This is a genomic window from Sphingobium sp., from assembly GCA_035196065.1.
GTDB lineage: Bacteria > Pseudomonadota > Alphaproteobacteria > Sphingomonadales > Sphingomonadaceae > Sphingorhabdus_B > Sphingorhabdus_B rara.
Genome location: CP136575.1, coordinates 1850622 through 1871043 on the forward strand (window position 1 = coordinate 1850622; position 20422 = coordinate 1871043).

The following is a 20422-nucleotide window of genomic DNA, read 5'->3' on the forward strand; positions in this document are numbered from 1 at the left end:
AAGATAATCGTTAGAGCGGCCTTCTGCCGACCGGAGTATCTATGCTGTCACTGCGAGCCTTGTGCGCAAGCCTGTTGGCTGTTGCCCTTGCGCCTTCGGTTGCCGCGCAGACTCCGCCTGTCACCGAAAAGCATGTCGTTAGAGAAGGCTTTCGCTTTCCCGCCGATCGCGCGCCGCGCGTCTTGCTTTTCCGGCCGGAAATCCGGGTAGGGGAGCAGACCACGGCCGGTCTGTTCCAGCCAAATGCCGAATGGAATGAAAGCGCGCGGGCGGCACTGTCCGATGCGTTGCAAAAGGCCGCCGTGCAACGCGGGATAGATCTGGTGATCATGGCCGAGCCGCAGGCCGAACAGGCCGCGCTCTATTCTGAATATCGCGCATTGTTCCGCTCGGTCGTCAGTGCGGCAGTGCGTCACAAGATGTTCGGCCAGGATCCCTTGCCGACGAAGGCAGACCGTTTTGACTGGAGCCTTGGCACAGGATTGGCGCAGTTTTCGCCTGATGCCCGGCCCGAATATGGCCTGTTCCTGTTCAGCCATGATGGTTTTGAATCGCCAGGGCGAAAGGCGGCGCAACTTGTCGCTTCATTGATGGGCGCAAAGGATCCGCCGGGCTCCCATTTGGGTTATGCTGCGCTGGTCGACCTTGCGACCGGCGATTTCCTTTGGCTCAACGTCGATCTGAAGGCGACCGGCGATGTCCGTACCCCTGAAGGTGCCGTAGCGCGCATGGAGCAGTTGTTGGTCGGGCTGCCGGTGCGCGCCGGCGAAGAGGTGCGCCCATGATCCGCCGCCTTGCCGTCATTTCGGCAGCTTTGCTGGCCGCGGCTACGCCCGCTGCCGCTTACACCAATACGGATGCAGCGCTGCTGCCTTCCTCTGTCGGTTACCAGCCCAAAGACGCCCTTGAAAAAGGGCTGTGGCTGGAAATGAACGAACAGGAACGGCTGATGCGCGGGTCAAAGTTCCTGATCACCGAACCCGGGATCAATGCCTATTTGCGGTCCGTATTATGCCGCGCTGTCGGCAAGGACAAATGTGGGTCAGTGCGGATCTACCTGTTGCGCACGCCGCAATTCAATGCGGCGATGGCACCCAATGGTATGCTGATCGTTTGGAGCGGTCTGTTGCTGCGCGTTCGTAACGAGGCGGAACTGGCGACCGTGCTGGCGCATGAATTCGCTCATTTTGAAAAACAGCACTCGCTGCAATCCTTTCGCGACATCAGGGCAAAAACCGATGCGATGACCTGGCTGGGCTTTGTTCCCGGCGGAACGCTGGCCCAGATAGGGCTGATCGGGTCGGTGTTCCGGTTCAACCGTGAGATGGAGAAGCAGGCGGATATGGCCGCGCTCGATTATCTGGGCGCGAGTGGATATGACGCCATGGCGGCGGCGCAGATCTGGGAACAGCTGCGCGGCGAAAGCGAAGCAGCAGCAAAGCCTTCCAAGTCGGGCGCGGTGAAAGAGGAGGATAATGATTTCTTCTCGTCGCACCCAAATACTAAAGAGCGGATGGAATATCTGCAGGCGGCGGCCGCCAAAAAACCGTCCAATGGTGAAAGCGGTGCTGAACGGTTTCATGCTATGATCAGCCCGTGGTGGCCCAGCCTGATCGAGGATCAGGTGAAGCTGAGCGAGTTTGCCGCGACAGAATATCTCCTCGGCAGTCTCGCGCGCGATGGCTGGACGGCAGGCCTGCTCTATGCGCGTGGTGAGCTTTATCGCGCACGCGGCAAAAAGGGCGATTTTGAAAGCGCCGAATCCTATTATCGTGAAGCCATCGACAAGGATGAAGCCCTATCTGAAAGCTGGCGCGGTCTTGGTCTTGCATTGCTCCGTCAAGGCAAGGCGGAGGAGGGGCGCAAGGCGTTGCGCAAATATCTGGCGCATACACACGGCGCAGGCGACAGGGCGATGATCGGCATGATGGCGCAGGAGCCTTTGAAATGAATCTGGCGCGACTGGGCATATTGATGATTGCGCTGACGACGGCGGCCATCCCGATACGCGCCGAATGGAAGGCGCTGCCTGCCAATGAGGACGTCCAGATCGCCAATAAGCTCATGGTGGCGACACCGGCCGATGGCTGGAACCGTTCAACCGCCCGGCCATCTGCGCGCAGCGAAAGATGGACACGGGACGGGTTGGCCCTGAATGAGCTTACCTTCTTTGCGGGTGTGATGGATGGCGAAACCCTGTATTTCTCGCCCTTTGGAACGGCCAAGGAACTGCCCAAATTCCGTTCCGCGATGCTGCCCACCGACATTGTGGAATTATTCGAATCATCGAACCGCATCGTTCTGGATTCCTCGGTGTTCAACATCACCAACGTCGAACCGGCAAAACTGGGCAAATATCCCGCCGTGCGCTTCAGCTATAGCTATGCCGCGCAGGATGAAGGTTTGACGCGCAAGGGCGAGGGCGTGGCTGCAACCATCAATGGCAGGCTGTATCTCGTCAATTTCATCGCGCCGGCCATCCATTATTTTGATCGCGACATTGGCGAGGTGCGCCAGCTTGTCGCCGCGATGGAGCTTCGCCCTCCGAAACTTCCCTCGGCCAGATAAGGGCCCGTCGATCATGGCGTGAACCCCGCCATTTTCCGCACTTGCCCTTGGCCCTCTTTGCCGTTAGAGGCACCCGACCGCACGGCCGGTAAGGGTGTGACGGAGCGGGCGTGGCGGAATTGGTAGACGCGCTGGTTTTAGGTACCAGTATCGAAAGATGTGGGGGTTCGAGTCCCTTCGCCCGCACCACTTCCGCGAAATGCCCGGCCCCATACCGAGGTCGTCCAAAGATTTTTTGCAGCGCCAGCCGGCGCAGATTTTGAGGATTAGAGTTTCTACCATGCAAGCCCAGGAAACACAGAATGAAGGCCTGAAGCGGGCCTATCGCATGACGGTTACCGTTGCCGATATCGAAGCGCGGATCGACGCCGAAGTGAAGAAGATCGCACCGCAGGTGCGCATGCCCGGCTTCCGTCCCGGCAAGGTGCCGGCGAACCTGGTCAAGAAGATGCACAAGGATTCGCTGCTTCAGGAAGCGCTGAACAGCTCTATCCAGGAAGGCGTTCAGAAAACCATCACCGATAACAAGCTGCGCCCTGCAACCCAGCCGCATGTGCATCTCGACAATGATTATGCACCGGGCAAGGATGCGGTCGTGGACTTTCATTTCGAAGTGCTGCCCGCCATTCCCGAAGTTGCGATTGACGGACTTGAACTGGAACGCCTGACGGTTGAGGCCGAAGGTGCCGAAGTCGATGCGGCGATTGCCCGCCTTGCAGAAGGCCACAAGAATTTCGAAACCGCCGCCAAAACCTACAAGGCTGCGAAGGGCGACGTTGTTGTCATCGATTTCGAAGGTAAGGTTGATGGCGTGCCGTTCGAAGGCGGCAAGGGTGAAGGCATGTCGGTCGAGCTTGGCTCGGGTCAGCTCATCCCCGGTTTTGAAGACCAGCTGGAAGGCGTCAAGGCCAATGACAGCAAGGTCATCAACGTCACTTTCCCCGAAGATTATGGCGCCAAGGAACTTGCCGGCAAGGCAGCGACCTTTGACATCGTCGTCGGCGAAGTGAAAAAGCCGACTGAGAGCAAGGCTGATGACAGCCTGGCCCAGGCATTCGGCCTTGACGGCATCGACAAGCTCAAGGAGCTTATGAAGGCGCAGGTCGAGCAGGAACTGAACGGCCTGACCCGCACCTATATGAAGCGCCAGCTGCTCGACCAGCTTGCCGCTGCTCATGATTTCGAAGTTCCGCCCTCAATGGTCGAGGCTGAATTCGACCAGATCTGGGCTCAGCTTGAGCAGGAAGCTACACGTGAGGAAGATCCTGAAGCGGCCCGCAAGGAAATGGAAGCCGAACGCGAGGATTATCGCGACATCGCGGTCCGCCGCGTGCGTTTGGGGCTTCTGCTCTCCGAAATCGGCCAAGCCAATGGCGTCGAAGTCAGCGGTCAGGAAATGAACATGCTGGTGACCCAGGCTGCCCAGCAATACCGCCAAGAAGACCGTCAGCGTTTCGTGCAATATTTGCAGGAAAACCCGATGGCCGCAGCCCAGCTGCGCGCGCCTTTGTTCGAGGACAAGGTTGTCGACTTCCTGTTCGATAAAGCGAAGGTCAGCGAAAAGACCGTGACCCGCGCCGATCTGGAAGCAGCGATCGAAGCAGAGCCCGATGCCAAGCCGGCAAAGAAGGCCCCTGCGAAGAAGGCTGCCGCCAAGAAGGAAGCTGCTGAAGAAAAGCCCGCTAAAAAGGCGAAGGAAGCTGCCAAGGACGAAGACGAAAAGCCTGCGAAAAAGGCTCCTGCCAAGAAGGCCGCTGCCAAGAAATAATCCGCCGCTAACGGTGAATCAAAAAAGGGCCCGGTGAAAACCGGGCCCTTTTTCTTTGCCTTGCGTCGGTTCAGACCTTTTCCTTTGGAGCCATAATCAACCCTTTCGGGCTGACCGGAAAATGTCTGTTGGCGCAGGCTGAAAATTTTCCGGCCGCGCCCGGTTAAAGGGGCGCGGCCGGCGATATTTGCTTAGAAACGGTCGGCGTGCATCACCTTTGCCCATGCAGCGGTGAAGGCGTCGACAAAGGCCTTGCCGGCATCGGCAGTGGCATAGGCTTCTGCCAGAGCGCGCAGCTGCGAGTTCGAACCGAAGATCAGGTCGACGCGGGTACCGCTCAAGGTTTCCGCGCCGGTCTTGCGATCGCGCGCGGTGAAGCTGCCGTCGGCATTTTCGGTCCACTGCGCCTCGTAGCTCGACTTCAGCAGGTTGACGAAGAAGTCGTTGCTGAGCACGCCGACACGGTCGGTGAACACGCCATGCTTCGATCCGCCATGGTTTGCACCCAAGACGCGCAGGCCGCCGACCAAGACGGTCATTTCCGGTGCGGTGAGGCCAAGCAGCTGGGCCTTGTCGACCAGCAGCTCTTCAAGCGACTGGCGGGTGGTTCCGCTTGCATAGTTGCGGAAACCGTCGATCTTCGGCTCCAGAACGGCAAAGCTGTGCGCATCGGTCATCTCTTCCGAAGCATCGCCACGGCCCGAGGTGAACGGAACGGTTACTTCAAAGCCTGCATTTTTGGCAGCCTGTTCAATTGCGGCATTACCGCCCAGAACGATCAGGTCGGCCATGCTGACGGGCTTTCCGAAAGCAACGCGGACGGCTTCGAGCGCGCTCAGCACCTTGCCGAGCTCTTCAGGCTCGTTCACTGCCCAATCCTTTTGCGGCGCAAGGCGGATGCGGGCGCCATTGGCACCGCCGCGCTTGTCCGAACCGCGGAAGGTCGAGGCCGAGGCCCAAGCCGTCTTCACCAGCTGGCTGATCGAAAGACCGCTTGCCAGAACCTTTGCCTTCAGATCAGCAATATCTGCATCGCTGAGCGTCGGGCCCGCCGGAACCGGATCCATCCAGATGCGCGGTTCAGCCGGAGCGTCCTTGCCGACATAACGGGCAATCGGGCCCATGTCGCGGTGGGTCAGCTTCAGCCACGCTTCGGCAAATGCCTTTTCCAGCTGATCCGGGTTTTCATAGAAGCGGCGCGAAATCGGACCGTAGATCGGGTCGAAACGCAATGCGAGGTCAGCCGTGGTCATCATTGGCGCATGGCGCTTGTTCGGATCCTGAGCATCGGGAACAGTGCCCTGGGCTTCAGGGTTCTTCGGTGTCCACTGCTTCGCACCGGCGGGGCTTTCCGTCAGTTCCCACTCATATTCGAACAGGTTCTTCAGATAGTTGTTGTCCCACTGGGTCGGGGTTTCGGTCCATGCACCCTCGATGCCGCTGGTGATGGTTTCATTACCCTTGCCCGAGCCGAACGTGCTGAGCCAGCCTTGGCCCTGCGCCGTGATGTCCGCACCTTCGGGTTCACGACCGACGTGCGAATCGGGACCAGCGCCATGCGCCTTGCCGAAGGCGTGACCGCCAGCGACCAGAGCGACGGTTTCTTCGTCATTCATCGCCATGCGGGCAAATGTTTCACGAATGTCGCGGCCCGATGCCACCGGATCGGGGTCGCCATTGGGGCCCTGCGGGTTGACATAGATCAGACCCATCTGGACTGCGCCCAGCGGATCGGCCAGTTCACGGTCGCCGCTATAACGCTGGTCGCCAAGCCATTCGGCTTCCGGACCCCAGTCGATATCCTGTTCGGGTTCCCAAACATCGTCGCGGCCGCCGCCGAAGCCGGCAGTCTTGAAGCCCATCGATTCCAGTGCGCAGTTGCCTGCAAGGATCATGAGGTCGGCCCAGCTGAGCGAACGGCCATATTTCTGCTTGATCGGCCATAGGAGGAGGCGGGCCTTGTCGAGGTTGCCGTTATCGGGCCAACTGTTGAGCGGGGCAAAGCGCTGCGTGCCGCTGCCTGCGCCGCCACGGCCGTCATAAATGCGATAAGTGCCGGCGCTGTGCCATGCCATACGGATGAACAGCGGGCCATAATGGCCATAATCCGCGGGCCACCAATCCTGCGACTCGGTCATCAGGGCATAGATGTCAGACTTCACGGCATCGAGGTCGAGTTTTGCAAAGGCTTCCGCATAGTTGAAATCTTCGCCGATCGGATTTCCTGCCGGGGGGTTCTGATGCAAAACCGCGAGGTTGAGCATGTTGGGCCACCAAAGCTGGTTGTTCATACCCCATACGATCGCGTCACGGCTCACTTTCGTGTGCACGGGACATTTGCTTTCTGCGTTCATAAAACCTCCGTTTTTCATTCAATGGGAATAACTGATGGTGCCGCTATCGGACAAAAGCCTCAATCGGTCCAATCAATGATTATCTACACACTGATCGATTTTATCGCTGGTCAGTGTGTTGTTAATGACGTTTGGGTTAGTCGCATTGACGACGCTCATCCATCCTTACCGCAAGGAGATAGGGGCCTTTGCCCTTTCATCAAGACCGAGAAAATACTGTGTCAGCGGCAAAGTCGGCGTTCAGCTTTGGTCCACTGCACGAATGCTTAACCCTTTTGCGCTTGAAAATGGGTGCGTCCGCGCCGATGTAGGGTGCAGCACGTTTTTTGCTTTTTGTTTTTGAGGATTTCATGCGCGATAATTTTTACGATCCCGTTCAGGCTCTTGTCCCCGTCGTCATCGAACAGTCGAACCGGGGTGAGCGCAGCTGGGACATTTTTTCGCGCCTTTTGCGGGAGCGGATCATCTTCGTAACCGGCGAAGTCGAAGATGGCATGGCCTCAATCATCACCGCCCAGTTGCTCTTCCTTGAATCGGACAATCCGAAAAAGGATATTTGGATGTACATCAACTCGCCCGGCGGCGTTGTGACCGCGGGCATGGCTATCCATGACACGATGCAATATATCCGGCCGCGCGTTGGCACGGTCTGCATCGGTCAGGCGGCGTCGATGGGCAGCTTCCTTCTGGCAGCAGGCGAACCGGGCATGCGCATCGCGCTTACCAACAGCCGGATCATGGTGCACCAGCCTTCGGGCGGCGCGCGCGGGATGGCATCGGATATCCAGATTCAGGCTAATGAGATCCTTCGTATCCGCAAGCGGATGAATGATCTTTATGCAAAATACACGGGCAAGTCTTTGAAAGAAATTGAAAAGGCGATGGATCGCGACACATTCCTCGAGGCAGAAGAGGCGAGGGCCTTCGGCCTGGTGGATGAAGTGTATCACAAGCGTCCGGCTGCCAATGAAGGCAGCGAAAGCTGAGTATCGAAGCAAAAATAAACCGAAAATCCACCGCATATTGCAAGCGGAATGACGGATGTTTCGGCTATTGCGAAATTGTGACGTGGCGGTAGGATGGCCGATACAGGTGCATCCCTGATCTTCTGCGCACGGGAAACAGGTAGGTTATGACGAAATTGAGCGGCTCCGACACCAAGAGCACCCTTTACTGCTCCTTCTGCGGCAAGTCACAGCATGAAGTGCGCAAACTGATCGCGGGACCGACCGTGTTCATTTGCGACGAATGCGTCGATCTGTGCAACGACATCATCCGTGAGGAAACCAAGGGTGCGTTGACCGGCAGGAAGGATGGCGAAGTCCCGACACCGCAGGAAATCTGCGAAGTCTTGGACGATTATGTCATCGGTCAGCCGCGCGCCAAGCGCGTGTTGTCGGTTGCGGTGCATAACCATTACAAGCGCCTGAACCATGCCCAGAAAAGCAATGATGTCGAACTTGCAAAGTCGAACATCCTGCTCATCGGCCCCACGGGTTGCGGCAAGACGCTGCTCGCCCAGACACTGGCGAAAACCTTCGATGTTCCCTTCACCATGGCCGATGCAACGACATTGACCGAGGCCGGCTATGTCGGTGAAGATGTCGAGAATATCATTCTCAAGCTGCTCCAGGCGTCCGACTATAATGTTGAGCGCGCACAGCGCGGCATCGTCTATATCGACGAAATCGACAAGATCAGCCGTAAGGCAGAAAACCCCTCGATTACGCGCGACGTATCGGGTGAGGGCGTCCAGCAGGCGCTGCTGAAACTGATGGAAGGCACCACTGCCAGCGTGCCGCCGCAGGGCGGGCGCAAACATCCGCAGCAGGAATTTCTGCAGGTCGATACGACCAACATATTGTTCATCTGTGGCGGCGCTTTCGCCGGCCTCGAAAAGATCATTTCCAACCGGCTTGAAGGCAAGTCGATCGGTTTTGGCGCGCATGTTGCCGATCCCGATGAACGCCGCACTGGCGAAGTTTTGAAACAGATCGAGCCCGAGGATCTGCTGAAATACGGCCTGATCCCGGAATTTGTCGGTCGTCTGCCGGTCACGGCGACGCTGGAAGACCTTGATGTGCCTGCGCTGGTCAAGATCCTTGCCGAGCCGAAGAATGCCCTCGTCAAACAATATCGCAAGCTGTTCGAAATGGAGAGTGTCGGCCTGACCTTCACCGACGACGCGCTTGAGGCTGTCGCGAAGAAGGCGATTGAGCGTAAGACGGGCGCGCGCGGCCTGCGTTCTATCCTTGAAGCGATCCTGCTCGATACGATGTTCGAACTGCCGTCGATGCACGGCGTTAGCGAGATTGTCGTTGACAAGGATGTCGTGGAAGGTCGCAAGGAACCTGTGCGGGTGTTTTCCGAGCAGGCGAAGGAAGACGCGGCGTAATTTTTTCGTCGCCTGTTGCAAGGATGCAACAGCAGCTTTTGTTGGTTAACAAATAGATGAAAAACAAGCGCTTACTGAGCGCTATGTTGACCCCTGCGTCGCCATTTCGGCATGTTTCATGCTGCATGGCAGCAATTGTCACCAAGCTGACTTAATCAGCGGCCAATGCAGCCATAAGCCTGGCTTTGCCGAATCGGCATTTCAAGCTAACGGCGCGTCATTGGGGCGGCTGCCCCATGAAACATAGGGGTTTTCCAATGCAGATTCGTGGTTTTCTGGTCGCCAGCGTTTCGCTCGCTGCGCTTGCTATCCCGGCTTCCGCTTTCGCCCAGTCAACGGGTTCGATCGAAGTCGAAGAAGAAGAAATTGTCGTAACCGCCGCGCGTTCGACGCAGGGCGTCGATGGCGTTGTCGTTCCTGACGCTACCAAGCCGCGCGCGGTTCTCACTGAAGAGTTCATCGCGAAGCAGGCTTCGGGCCAGTCGATCCTGAACACCATCAACCAGGTGCCGGGCGTCAACTTCACCAACTCGGACGCTTATGGCTCGTCGGGCGGTAACCTTCGTATCCGTGGTTTTGACGGCAACCGTATCAGCCTTACCTTTGACGGTTTCCCGCTGAACGACACCGGCAACTATGCGATCTTCTCGAACCAGCAGCTTGATCCCGAGCTGATCTCGACCGTTAACGTCAACCTCGGCACCACCGACGTTGACTCACCGACTGCTTCGGCCGCTGGTGGTACCGTGAACTATCTGACGCGTATTCCTTCGAGCGAATTTGGCGGCCTTGGCGTTGTGACGCTGGGCGGTGCAAATTTCTCGCGCATTTTCGCCAAGGTCGAAACGGGTGAATTCACCAGCTTCGGCACCAAGGCGTTCCTCGCTGCATCGCGCACCCGTTATGACAAGTTCCGCGGTCCGGGCGAAATCTACAAGCGTCAGATCAATGCCGGTATCTACCAACCGATCGGTGACAATGGTGACTTCATCTATCTGAAGGGTCACTTCAACAAGAACCGCAACAACTTCTACCGCAACGTTTCGCTGGCCGACCTTCGCTCGATCACCGGCCGTTCGTTGATGGCAAGCGTCGGCGCCTTCACCAAGGCGCAGGAAGAAACCATCACCAACTTCGAAAACCTCGACGTCTGCACCCGCGCGCCCGCGGGCGCTGGTACTGCGCAGAATGATGGCGGCACCGTTGCCGGCGCCGGCGCGATCTTCGGATCGACCAACAACAACCCGCTGAACCCGGGATCGTGCACCAACTTCTATGGCCTGCGCATCAACCCGTCGGATACCGGTAACGTGCGCATCAACTCCAAGTTCACGATCAGCGATGCGCTGACCCTGACGATGGACGGTTCGTACCAATATGTCCTCGCCAATGGCGGTGGCACCAGCACGATCGCTGAAAACGCAGCCAGCGTGCGCGGCGCTTCTGGTCTAGCTGGCAAGGATCTGAACGGCGACGGCGATATCCTTGATACGCTTCGTTTCTACACGCCGAACACGACCAACACCAACCGCTTCACGCTGATGACCTCGCTGATCTGGCAGGTTGCCGAAGACCATCGTCTGCGCGTTGCCTACACCTTTGACCGCGGTCGTCACCGCCAGACCGGTGAGTGGGGCTATCTCGACGGTCGTGGTTTCCCCGAAAACGTTTTCGGTGGCCGCAATGGTCGTCCGGTGCTTTCGGCTGACAATGTTCCGCTGCGTCAGCGCGACCGCCTGTCGATCGCTCTGCTCAACCAGCTCTCGGCTCAATATGTCGGTAACTTCCTTGACGACGCACTGCGCGTTGAATTGGGCCTTCGTATGCCGTTCTTCCAGCGTGACCTGAACAACTATTGCTACACCCAGACGGGCGGCAGCGGCTTTGCCACCTGCACCTCGCAGGTTGTCGGCAATGTTGCGGTTCCCAATACCAATGGCGCGATCTTCACCGTCGCTCCGACCGCCGTTGGACCTTACGCGTCGAATGCTGTTTGGGCACCGTTTGAAGAGACCTATAAATTCTCGCCGGTTCTGCCGAGCGCGGGTTTTGTCTATAAGTTCAACCCTGATCTCGCGCTGTTCGGCAGCTACGCCAAGGGCTTCTCGGCTCCGCGTACTGACAACCTGTACCGCTCGCCGATCGTGAACGTCGATCCTGAAACGACCGACACCTTCGATATCGGTCTGCGTTACACCACCAACCGCGTGCAGGCCCAGGCTACTGTCTGGAACACCAACTTCAAGAACCGCATCGTGACCTCGTTCGACCAGGCCCAGGGCATTTCGGTTGACCGTAACATCGGTAAGGTTCGTGGCCGCGGTGTTGACGTAGGCGTTGCAGTCCGTCCGCTCGACTTCTTCACCTTCCAGGGCAATGTGTCGTACAATGACTCGACCCTGCGTGATGATATCGCCGTGTCGAGCACCGTCACGCTGCCGACAAAGGGCAAGCGCATCGTCGAAACGCCGAAGTGGACCGTGGGCTATCGCGCACAGGTTGAATTCGAGCCCGTTTCGGTTGGTCTGCAGGTTAAATATGTCAGCGATCGTTTCGCGACCGACCTGAACGACATCAAGTCGCAGGGTTATACCACGGCTGATCTGGATGCCCGTTTCGACCTTGAGCGTTTCGGCATCGAAAACAGCTGGTTCCAGATCAACGTGTCGAACATCTTCGACCGTTTCTACCTTGCCAACATCGGCACCCAGATTGCAGGTACGAACAACAACGGTCTGGTGCTCGTCCCCGGTCTGGCTGCCAATGCCTCGATCCCGGGTGGTTCGTCGCCGAACTGGAGCATCGGCGCGCCGCGTACCTTCTCAGCAACGCTGCGCTTCGGCTTCTAAGCCGGACACCGTCCAAAAAGTTCAGGCGCGGGAGGGAAACCTTCCGCGCCTTTTCTTTTGCCCCGATGCCGTGATCTTATTTGTAGATGCAGCTGTCTAGGCCGTCGCGCTTTACGATATTGATCCGTGCGGCGATCCGGTTGCCATAGCGTTTGGTAAAGCCGCTCGCGCCGTTGACCGCGCGCTTTTTGGGGAGGGGCAGGGCGGCAGCAATCCGTGCGGCCTCGATACGGGTAAGGTTCTTGGCGCTTTTGCGGAAATAACGCTGTGCGCCGGATTCTGCGCCATAAGTGCCAATCCCCGTCTCTGCGACGTTAAGATAGACTTCCATAATCCGCCGCTTGCCCCAGATGGTTTCGATCAGGAAGGTGAAATAGACTTCCGGAACCTTGCGGACATAGCGGGTCCAGCCGCTACCCTGCCAAAGGAAAACATTCTTCGCGGTCTGCTGGCTGATCGTTGATCCGCCGCGCAGGCGGCCGCCGCGTTGGTTGCGTTGCAGCGCCTTTTCAATCGCTTCGGTATCAAAGCCGCTATGCGTGCAGAATTTCCCGTCTTCGGCCGCGATCACTGCGCGCACCAGATTAGGCGAGATATTGTCGAGCGGTTCCCAATCACGCGTTGCGCCCTCGCTGTCGAACAACATCGTCGCTGTCGTCGGCACCGGCACGAAACGGTAGATCAGGACAAGCGCGAAAGTGATCGCGAGATACCAGAGCAGGCATCGCCAGATAAAGTGGAAGAAACGGGCGGCGGACGAACGCTGAACTTTGGCCATGCGCCGGAAGCTAGCGTGCGCTTAGCCGCCCGTCATCAATTTTTACAATCACTTCAGGCGGTAGCGAGCAAGCGCTTTTCGCCGGCAATGCGCAGCATTGCCTTTTGCAGCTTTTCAAAGGCGCGCACCTCGATCTGGCGCACACGTTCGCGGCTGACATTATATTCCTGGCTCAATTCCTCAAGCGTTCGCGGTTCGTCGATCAAACGGCGTTCGGTCAGGATATGGCGCTCACGCTCATTCAGGCTACCCATGGCTTCCATCAGCAGGCGGTGGCGAACATCGCTTTCCTGCGCGTCAGCAACCCGTTCATCCTGCAACGGTTCATGATCGACCAGCCAATCCTGCCATTGGCCATCACCATCTTCGCGCATCGAAACATTGAGCGAGGTGTCCCCGCCCATCGCCATGCGGCGGTTCATTTCGATCACTTCGGTTTCAGACACGCCAAGGTCGGTCGAAATCTTCGCGACATCTTCGGGCTTCAGATCGCCATCCTCAAACGCCTGCATGTTGTTTTTCATACGGCGGAGGTTGAAGAACAGTTTCTTCTGGGCGGCGGTGGTGCCGATCTTGACCAAGCTCCAGCTGCGCAGGATGAATTCCTGCATCGACGCCTTGATCCACCACATGGCGTAGGTAGCGAGGCGGAAGCCGCGATCGGGATCGAATTTCTTGACACCCTGCATCAGGCCGACATTGCCTTCGGAAATCAGTTCCGAAACCGGCAGGCCATAGCCGCGATAACCCATCGCAATCTTCGCCACGAGGCGCAGGTGCGATGATACCAGCTGCGCTGCAGCGGCAGGGTCTTCATGCTGTTGGTAGCGCTTGGCGAGCATATATTCCTGCTCGGGGCTAAGCACCGGATATTTCTTTATTTCCGCCAAATAGCGATTGAGGCTGACGTCTCCCCCCAAGGCAGGGATTGTTGCCGGAACATTTTTTGTCTCTGACATTTTTTCCTCTTTTCTGTCCGACCCGGGCCTCATCAAGCACCCGGATCCAAACTCTACGGTGAATTCATAGACTCAATGACATTAGCAGTTCCTGAATATCGCCAGGCAAACTGCTTTCGAAATCCAGCTTTTCACCGGTAATGGGATGAATAAAGCCCAAGGATACCGCGTGCAAGGCCTGTCTGACGAAATAAGACTGATTTGGTCCGAATTTAAAGGCTTTTTGTCGATTGTTATAAGTGGCGTCGCCGATCAGCGGATGGCCGATATGCGCCATATGGACGCGGACCTGGTGGGTGCGCCCGGTTTCAAGGCGGCATTCCACCAATGCGCAATTTTTGAATTGCTCCAATGTCCTGAAATGGGTGACGGCATGCTTTCCACGTCCATCGGGGAGCACTGCCATTTTCTTACGATCATGCTGGGATCGCCCGATCTGTGTCGCAATCTTGCCGGCGGGCGGCGCGGGCTTTCCCTGTACAACCGCGAGGTAGCGCCTTTCGATATCATGCGCGGCAAACAGCTTGGCGAGGCCTTCATGCGCCTTGTCGGTTTTGGCAACCACCAACAGCCCCGATGTATCACGATCGATCCGGTGGACAATCCCGGGGCGTTCGACGCCGCCAATGCCCGATAGCCGGCCCTTGCAATGATGCAGCAGCGCGTTGACCAATGTGCCGTCGGCATGGCCAGCAGCGGGGTGGACGACCAAGCCTGCGGGTTTGTTGACGATGATCAGATGCGCGTCTTCAAAGACGATATCCAGTGCAATATCTTGCGCCTGCGCCTTGTCAGGCCGCGGCGCGGGAACATTGAGGCGAAAGGCGCGCCCTTCGAATTTTTTGCTGGCGGCATCATGCACCGGCTGTCCGTCGATCAACAGGGCGTTGTCGACAAGCAGTGCCTGAATGCGGGCGCGCGACAGATCGGGCAGGGCTTCTGACAGGGCGCGATCAAGTCTGCCCGGCCCCAAAATGCCTTCATGCACGATTGTCTGCCCCTCCATATCCGGCAAATGGGGCGTAGAACCCCGCTTATCAAGGCAGACTTTATGTTCGGATGACCCATTTCGGCGAAAAGGATCGTAACGAGGGTTGAACAGCCGCTTTTCTCAGTCCATTGCGGCGATCGTTGATAGCGAAAGGGAATTGGGCTTACATGTCCGACAATGATATCGATTTGGCCGCGTTGCTTTGCTCCAGGCTGTGCCATGATCTGTTGAGCCCGGTCGGCGCAATGAATAACGGGCTGGAACTGCTCGCCGACGAACATGATCCCCAGATGCGCCAGCGCTGCATGGATCTGCTCGCCGAAAGCGCGAAGTCGGCTGCCGACAAGCTGAAATTCTTCCGGCTGGCCTTTGGCGCTGCGGGTGGCTTTGGCAGCGAAGTTGACCCGGCAGAGGCGCTTGCAGTCATTGAGCCGCTGGTGACCAGCGATGGCCGTACCCGGCTGGAATGGTCGGTTCCGTCGGCGATGATGCCGAAACGCGCGGTCAAGATTTTGCTCAACCTGGTGCTGATCGCAAAGGACGCACTGGTACGTGGCGGGGTTCTGCATGTTGGCGCCGAAGGCAATGGCGGCCAGCATGAAATCGTTATCCGCGCCGAAGGCCCCAAGATCATCATGGACGAATCGGTGCGCGATGCACTGACGGGCAAACTTGTCGCCAGCCAGATTGATTCGCGCACCGCTGCGGCATGGATGGTCTATGGCCTGTGCAGCCCCAATGGCGGTCTGGTGCAAATAGCCGGCCCTGAAGCCGAACAGATGATTGTTGGTGCATTGGTGCGTTGACGCCGCGCACTGGTTGCGCTGCTGCCTTTGTCCCGGATCATCGCCGACAGGCAATCTGTCGATTTAAGGTGGGCAACATCTTCACTTACCCCCAGAATTTCACCTGCAATCGGGAAATTTTGTTGCGCAGCACGGATTAGCGTCTAGTTTCTCCCCAGCCATAAATATGGGGAGAATCTTATGATATTCGGGCGCGTAAAGCCGCTTGACGCGATTTTGGCGACAGCCGAGAAGAAATCGCTCACGCGCACGCTCGGGGCGTTGCAGCTTACGATGCTGGGCATCGGGGCGATCATCGGCACCGGCATTTTCGTTTTGACTGCAGAGGCTGCCAACAAGGCCGGCCCTGCGATGATGATCAGCTTTGTGATTGCAGCAGTTGTCTGTGCGCTTGCTGCCCTCTGCTATTCTGAACTGGCGTCGATGGTGCCGGTTTCGGGATCTGCCTACACCTACAGCTATGCGACATTCGGGGAGATTATCGCCTGGATTGTCGGCTGGGCGCTTGTGCTGGAATATGCCATCGCCGCAGCGGCAGTGTCTGTCGGCTGGTCTGGCTATATGGTCGGGCTGGGGAAGGAATTGTTCGGGATAGCGGTTCCCAACGCGCTCGTCGCCGGGCCTTTTGATCCCAACCCCGGCATTATCAACGTCCCGGCGTTGCTGATTGCGCTGGTGTGTATGGCGCTTTTGATCATCGGAACCAAGGAAAGCGCACGGTTTAATGCGGTGCTTGTTGCGATTAAGGTGTCGGCGCTTCTGCTTTTCATCGCGCTCGCTATCCCGGCAATCAATTCTGCCAATTTCGAGCCCTTTAGTCCCAACGGCTTTTTTGCACGGGAAATCGTGAATCCGATGTCCAATGAGATGATGACCGTCGGCGTTTCGGCGGCAGCGGCCTCGATTTTCTTTGCCTATGTCGGCTTTGATGCTGTCTCGACAGCTGCTGAGGAAACGATCAACCCGCAACGCAACATCCCGATCGGCCTTATTGGTTCGCTCGCGGTTTGCACGATTATCTATCTGTTGGTTGCAGCAGGGGCGATCGGCGCTGTTGGCGCCCAGCCTTTTGGCGAATTGTCGCAATCGAAAGAGGCTCTGGCCTTTGTTCTGCGTGAAATTGGCCATGGTTGGGCCGGTGATCTGGTGGCGGTTGCTGCTGCGGTTGCACTGCCGTCGGTTATCCTGATGATGATGTTCGGTCAGACCCGCATCTTCTTCGTGATGGCCCGCGACGGTCTGCTGCCGGAAGTGTTCTCGAAGCTGCACCCGAAATATGGCACGCCGCATGTCGTGACAATGTGCACGGGTGTGTTCGTGGCTCTGTTCGCTGCACTGTTCCCAGTGGGCAAGCTGGCCGACATCTCTAATTCGGGTACGCTGTTCGCCTTCTTTACCGTTGCGGTTGGCGTGATGATCCTCCGTCGTACCGATCCTGACCGCCATCGTCCGTTCCGCACGCCGCTTTTCTGGCTGGTATGCCCTCTGGCGGCAGCAGGGTGTGTCTTCCTGTTCTTCCAGCTCTCCGGCTATACCGAACTGATGTTCCTTGGTTGGACGTTGATCGGGTTGGTGGTGTACTTCCTCTACAGCCGTTCGCGCAGCCATCTTGGCCGTGGCAGCGTCGAGGTGCATGAACTGGACAGCGATGTCCCGCCGACCTCGGTGCCGCCGATCAACTGATCGGACGGATAGAGTTAAAGGGAAGGGGGGCTTTGGCCCCCCTTTTTGTTTTTAAGGCAGCGGCAGATGTTTCGTCGTACCCGGGCGGGTGAATAATTGTCCGCGTTCCCCAAAGGCGACCAGTGCCAGCGCGGCCAAGCCGCAAAGCAGAAAGCCTGACGCCATCGGTACGACGCTTCCGGTGAATTGCTGACCGATCCATGCGCCGATCAACGCTGACATTATCGTGCGCACAAAGCTTTGAAACGAGGATGCAGAGCCCGCCACCGCGCCAAAGGGCTGCATTGCGATCGACGAGAAATTCGATCCGACAAATCCGATCATCGCCATGTTCAGCGTGATCAGGATGAGGAAGAGTGGCAGTGACTGCGGGGCAAGCCAAGCGGCGAGCAGTTGCAGCAGGCCGAGCAGAATGAAGCCCACCAGTGCGCTTTGCGATAGGCGGCGTGCGCCAAAACGTTCGACAATGCGGGCATTGGTGAAATTGGCGCAAGCAATGCCGATGGCGACAATGGCAAAGCCGAAGGGGAAGAATTCGGGAACGCCAAAGCCTTTGTCGAAAATCTGTTGTGAACTATTGAGATAGCCGAACAGCGCGCCATGCGCGATGCCGCCGGCGATCAGATAGCTGTTGGCAGTGCGGTGGGTGACGACCATGCGCCAGGCACGGGTCAGCGCGCCGAACTGAATGGGCGTCGCCGCGTCAGGGTGCAGCGTTTCGGGCAGGCGCAGTCCGACCCAGATGAGCATCGCGATTGCAAGGAAGGCCATCATGTCGAAAATCGAACGCCAGCCTGCAAAAACCAATATGGCAGAGCCGACCAGCGGTGCGATGATCGGTACCGCCATGAAGATAAGGAAGATTGTCGACATCCGCTTGGCCATCGCATCACCTTCAAACTGGTCGCGGATGATCGATGTGACAAGGACACTAAGCGCAGCACCGCAAAGCCCTTGCGCAATTCGGGTAGCCATTAGCATGTCGAAACTGGTCGCAAATCTGCACGCAAAGGCGGAGAGGATATAGCCGACAATCGCCCCGATCAGGATTGGTCGTCGTCCGAAACGGTCAGAAAGAGGGCCATGAAACAACGAGCCGATGCCATTGGCCAGTAGATAGATGCCGATGACATATTGCACGTCATTGGGGTCTGAAAGGCCAAGGCCGTTCACCATGCGCGGAAATGCAGGGAGCATGGCGTCGATGGCGAGCGCGTTGAGCGCAATGATTGCCGCCATCATGACGGTAAGCTCGCTATTTCCGATTTTGGGTTTTTGCTTGGGAGAGTGCATGGTCCGCCTTATGCGGCGCAGGTCCGCCTTATGCCAGCGCGAAATCCCTTATCGACCGGCCTCGGCAATGTTAGGGCGGGTGCCAAGGCCCATGAACGAAGCTGACCATCCCGCGCCGCGAAAGATCATCCATGTCGACATGGATGCCTTTTACGCGTCGGTTGAACAGCGCGACAATCCCGATCTGCGCGGCAAACCGGTTGCCGTGGGCGGGTCCTCAGGCCGCGGTGTTGTAGCAGCAGCCAGTTATGAAGCCCGTACCTATGGCGTGCGGTCGGCTATGCCTTCCGTCAGCGCGCTGCGCAGGTGCCCTGACCTCATTTTCGCAAAGCCCCGTTTCGATGTCTATCGCGCCATTTCGCGCCAGATTCGGGATATTTTTGCCCGCCATACAGATTTGATCGAGCCGCTGTCGTTGGATGAGGTCTATTTGGATGTCACGCAAGACAAGCAAGGCATTGGTTCGGCGGTGAAGATTGCCCGCATGATAAGGGCGACCATATTTGAGGAAACCGGTCTGACCGCCAGCGCCGGAGTGAGCTATAACAAGTTCATCGCCAAGCTGGCGAGCGACCAGAACAAGCCGGACGGGATGTGCGTGATCCTGCCTGATGAAGGGGCAGCCTTTGTTGGCGCCCTGCCGGTACGCCGCTTCCATGGGGTTGGACCGCGGACAGCCGAGAAGATGGAGCGGCTCGGCATTCGCACCGGTGCTGACCTTGCCGCGATGAGCGAGGAATGGCTGGCGCGCAATTTCGGCAGTTCGGCGGGCTATCTCTACAAGGCCGCACGCGGGATTGACGACCGGCCTGTTAACCCGTCGCGGTTGCGCAAATCGGTCGGCGGTGAGCTGACCTATGCGCAGGACAAGCAAAGCAATGCTGAACTGCGATCCGCATTGGATGACATTATCGATATCGTCTGGCGCCGGGTCGAGGCAGCACAGGTTTCAGGGCGAACAGTGGTGTTGAAAGCCCGCTATGCCGATTTCCGCACACTGACCCGCAGCAGGAGCCTGACGCGCAATATTGCCGACCGTCAGGAATTTGCATCGCTCGGCCACGCCTTGCTTGATCAGATCCTTCCCGTGCCGATGGGAGTAAGGCTGCTAGGCCTGACATTGTCCGGCATTGATCGTTCCCCGCTTAATGCTCATTCGGGCGCACATGCAGCACCTTTCGTCGGCGTTCAGCAAACGCTGCCGCTGGGGTTTGTTGAATAGTGAACAAATGGGCCATATATTCACAAAAATGCTTTAACCGGGCAACACAGGGAAGGTGTCATGGCTCGTCCGCATACGGATATTGAGGCTGGCCGGCAGCAATTGCTGGATGTTGTAGAGGATATTGTTCGCCAAAGAGGCGGCGTAGATCTGTCGATGACCGATCTGGCCGTTGCGGCCGGTATGTCACCGGCCAATCTGTACCGATTCTTTGAAAGCAAGGAAGCCTTGCTGGAGGCAGCGGCAGGGCGTTGGTTCGCACCGAATATTGCAATCATGGAAGAGGTTGTCGCGTCTGATCTGCCGGTGCGCGACAAGATGTACCAATTTTTTGCCCGCCGTTTTGTTCAGATGCGCGATCAGTATCGCGAAGATCCCGATTATTTCCAAAGCAATCTCGAACTGGGCAATCGCTATTTCGAAGTTGTGCGCGGTTATGTCGATCTGGGTGATCATTATCTGGCGCAACTTGTGGCAGAGGCAATGGCCGAGGGTTATTTCCCGGACCTGTCGATCGACCATACGGTGTCGCTGATCAATCAGATGGTGCATTGTTATTGCAATCCCGACGCGCTGCTCCATCTCGAACCGAGACTGTCGGAGCACAAATTGGCGCGGATCGTTGATACAATCTTCATCGGTCTGGGCCGATCCTTTGAAGCCAGCAGCGGCCCAGGCACGCCCCATATCAAGATTGTTTCCTGAAGCCCCAGCAAACAGGGTTGCGCTTGCGCGCAAGCTCTGGCAGAGGCGCGC

At 57.6% G+C, this 20422-nt stretch carries 16 protein-coding genes and 1 tRNA gene; 12 read left to right on the forward strand and 5 right to left on the reverse strand.

Annotated elements, in window-relative coordinates; translation table 11 throughout:
• The first annotated feature begins 41 nt into the window (after positions 1-41).
• The 5 genes from RSE16_08880 to tig all read left to right on the forward strand — a co-directional run bounded on the left by RSE16_08880 (position 42) and on the right by tig (position 4336).
• Positions 42-785, forward strand: a complete 744-nt coding sequence (locus RSE16_08880) for a hypothetical protein (GenBank protein ID WRH74834.1) — start codon at positions 42-44, stop codon at positions 783-785.
• Entirely contained in the window at positions 782-1951 is a 1170-nt protein-coding gene (locus RSE16_08885; protein WRH74835.1) for a M48 family metallopeptidase, read from the forward strand. Before RSE16_08880 ends, RSE16_08885 begins: the two co-directional genes overlap by 4 nt.
• Positions 1948-2568 carry a hypothetical protein gene (locus RSE16_08890; GenBank protein WRH74836.1) on the forward strand — a complete coding sequence of 207 codons (621 nt, stop codon included), beginning with the start codon at positions 1948-1950 and terminating at the stop codon, positions 2566-2568. Before RSE16_08885 ends, RSE16_08890 begins: the two co-directional genes overlap by 4 nt.
• Positions 2569-2672: 104 nt before the next feature.
• Positions 2673-2757 (forward strand) — tRNA-Leu (locus tag RSE16_08895).
• Between the two features lie 91 nt (positions 2758-2848).
• Positions 2849-4336 carry a trigger factor gene (gene tig, locus RSE16_08900; protein ID WRH74837.1) on the forward strand — a complete coding sequence of 496 codons (1488 nt, stop codon included), beginning with the start codon at positions 2849-2851 and terminating at the stop codon, positions 4334-4336.
• Positions 4337-4527: 191 nt separating this feature from the next.
• Here tig and katG read toward each other — a convergent pair whose 3' ends face one another.
• Complete coding sequence (gene katG, locus RSE16_08905; protein ID WRH74838.1) at positions 4528-6690, reverse strand: catalase/peroxidase HPI; 2163 nt, start codon at positions 6688-6690, stop codon at positions 4528-4530.
• A gap of 350 nt (positions 6691-7040) precedes the next feature.
• Between katG and RSE16_08910 the strand changes: the two genes are divergently transcribed.
• The 3 genes from RSE16_08910 (at position 7041) to RSE16_08920 (ending at position 11934) form a co-directional block, all read left to right on the forward strand.
• The gene (locus RSE16_08910) at positions 7041-7676 is read left to right on the forward strand and encodes an ATP-dependent Clp protease proteolytic subunit (protein ID WRH74839.1); all 636 of its coding nucleotides are present in this window, start codon (positions 7041-7043) and stop codon (positions 7674-7676) included.
• 146 nt (positions 7677-7822) lie between these two features.
• Complete coding sequence (clpX, locus tag RSE16_08915) at positions 7823-9085, forward strand: ATP-dependent Clp protease ATP-binding subunit ClpX (GenBank protein ID WRH74840.1); 1263 nt, start codon at positions 7823-7825, stop codon at positions 9083-9085.
• A gap of 257 nt (positions 9086-9342) precedes the next feature.
• Positions 9343-11934: a TonB-dependent receptor gene (locus RSE16_08920; GenBank protein ID WRH74841.1), complete on the forward strand. Its 2592-nt coding sequence runs from the start codon at positions 9343-9345 to the stop codon at positions 11932-11934.
• 76 nt (positions 11935-12010) lie between these two features.
• Here the strand turns inward: RSE16_08920 and mtgA are convergent, their stop codons facing one another.
• From mtgA to RSE16_08935, 3 genes are all read right to left on the reverse strand, one after another.
• Positions 12011-12712 carry a monofunctional biosynthetic peptidoglycan transglycosylase gene (gene mtgA / locus RSE16_08925; protein ID WRH74842.1) on the reverse strand — a complete coding sequence of 234 codons (702 nt, stop codon included), beginning with the start codon at positions 12710-12712 and terminating at the stop codon, positions 12011-12013.
• Positions 12713-12765: 53 nt separating this feature from the next.
• On the reverse strand, positions 12766-13671 hold the full coding sequence (gene rpoH / locus RSE16_08930) for an RNA polymerase sigma factor RpoH (GenBank protein WRH74843.1): 906 nt from the start codon (positions 13669-13671) through the stop codon (positions 12766-12768).
• A gap of 64 nt (positions 13672-13735) precedes the next feature.
• On the reverse strand, positions 13736-14677 hold the full coding sequence (locus RSE16_08935) for an RluA family pseudouridine synthase (GenBank protein ID WRH74844.1): 942 nt from the start codon (positions 14675-14677) through the stop codon (positions 13736-13738).
• Between the two features lie 152 nt (positions 14678-14829).
• Here RSE16_08935 and RSE16_08940 point away from each other — a divergent pair, with 152 nt between their 5' ends.
• The gene (locus RSE16_08940) at positions 14830-15468 is read left to right on the forward strand and encodes a histidine phosphotransferase family protein (GenBank protein WRH74845.1); all 639 of its coding nucleotides are present in this window, start codon (positions 14830-14832) and stop codon (positions 15466-15468) included.
• Between the two features lie 180 nt (positions 15469-15648).
• Positions 15649-17151 (forward strand): amino acid permease, encoded by a 1503-nt coding sequence (locus tag RSE16_08945; protein ID WRH74846.1) that lies wholly within the window; start codon positions 15649-15651, stop codon positions 17149-17151.
• 51 nt (positions 17152-17202) lie between these two features.
• Here RSE16_08945 and RSE16_08950 read toward each other — a convergent pair whose 3' ends face one another.
• Positions 17203-18444, reverse strand: a complete 1242-nt coding sequence (locus RSE16_08950; GenBank protein ID WRH74847.1) for a multidrug effflux MFS transporter — start codon at positions 18442-18444, stop codon at positions 17203-17205.
• A 91-nt stretch (positions 18445-18535) separates the two neighbouring features.
• Here RSE16_08950 and dinB point away from each other — a divergent pair, with 91 nt between their 5' ends.
• Both dinB and RSE16_08960 read left to right on the forward strand, forming a co-directional pair.
• Positions 18536-19666 (forward strand): DNA polymerase IV, encoded by a 1131-nt coding sequence (gene dinB / locus RSE16_08955; GenBank protein ID WRH74848.1) that lies wholly within the window; start codon positions 18536-18538, stop codon positions 19664-19666.
• Between the two features lie 60 nt (positions 19667-19726).
• Positions 19727-20371: a TetR/AcrR family transcriptional regulator gene (locus tag RSE16_08960; protein WRH74849.1), complete on the forward strand. Its 645-nt coding sequence runs from the start codon at positions 19727-19729 to the stop codon at positions 20369-20371.
• Positions 20372-20422 lie beyond the last annotated feature (51 nt).

Bases quoted from the DNA above. Each gene is read 5' to 3' on its own strand.
- RSE16_08960 (WRH74849.1), top strand. From the start codon at position 19,727: ATGGCTCGTCCGCATACGGATATTGAGGCTGGCCGGCAGCAATTGCTG.
- RSE16_08885 (WRH74835.1), top strand. From the start codon at position 782: ATGATCCGCCGCCTTGCCGTCATTTCGGCAGCTTTGCTGGCCGCGGCT.
- RSE16_08890 (WRH74836.1), top strand. From the start codon at position 1,948: ATGAATCTGGCGCGACTGGGCATATTGATGATTGCGCTGACGACGGCG.
- RSE16_08940 (WRH74845.1), top strand. From the start codon at position 14,830: ATGTCCGACAATGATATCGATTTGGCCGCGTTGCTTTGCTCCAGGCTG.
- katG (WRH74838.1), bottom strand. From the start codon at position 6,690: ATGAACGCAGAAAGCAAATGTCCCGTGCACACGAAAGTGAGCCGTGAC.
- tig (WRH74837.1), top strand. From the start codon at position 2,849: ATGCAAGCCCAGGAAACACAGAATGAAGGCCTGAAGCGGGCCTATCGC.
- dinB (WRH74848.1), top strand. From the start codon at position 18,536: ATGAACGAAGCTGACCATCCCGCGCCGCGAAAGATCATCCATGTCGAC.
- RSE16_08910 (WRH74839.1), top strand. From the start codon at position 7,041: ATGCGCGATAATTTTTACGATCCCGTTCAGGCTCTTGTCCCCGTCGTC.
- clpX (WRH74840.1), top strand. From the start codon at position 7,823: ATGACGAAATTGAGCGGCTCCGACACCAAGAGCACCCTTTACTGCTCC.
- RSE16_08950 (WRH74847.1), bottom strand. From the start codon at position 18,444: ATGCACTCTCCCAAGCAAAAACCCAAAATCGGAAATAGCGAGCTTACC.
- mtgA (WRH74842.1), bottom strand. From the start codon at position 12,712: ATGGCCAAAGTTCAGCGTTCGTCCGCCGCCCGTTTCTTCCACTTTATC.
- RSE16_08920 (WRH74841.1), top strand. From the start codon at position 9,343: ATGCAGATTCGTGGTTTTCTGGTCGCCAGCGTTTCGCTCGCTGCGCTT.
- RSE16_08880 (WRH74834.1), top strand. From the start codon at position 42: ATGCTGTCACTGCGAGCCTTGTGCGCAAGCCTGTTGGCTGTTGCCCTT.
- RSE16_08935 (WRH74844.1), bottom strand. From the start codon at position 14,677: ATGGAGGGGCAGACAATCGTGCATGAAGGCATTTTGGGGCCGGGCAGA.
- RSE16_08945 (WRH74846.1), top strand. From the start codon at position 15,649: ATGATATTCGGGCGCGTAAAGCCGCTTGACGCGATTTTGGCGACAGCC.
- rpoH (WRH74843.1), bottom strand. From the start codon at position 13,671: ATGTCAGAGACAAAAAATGTTCCGGCAACAATCCCTGCCTTGGGGGGA.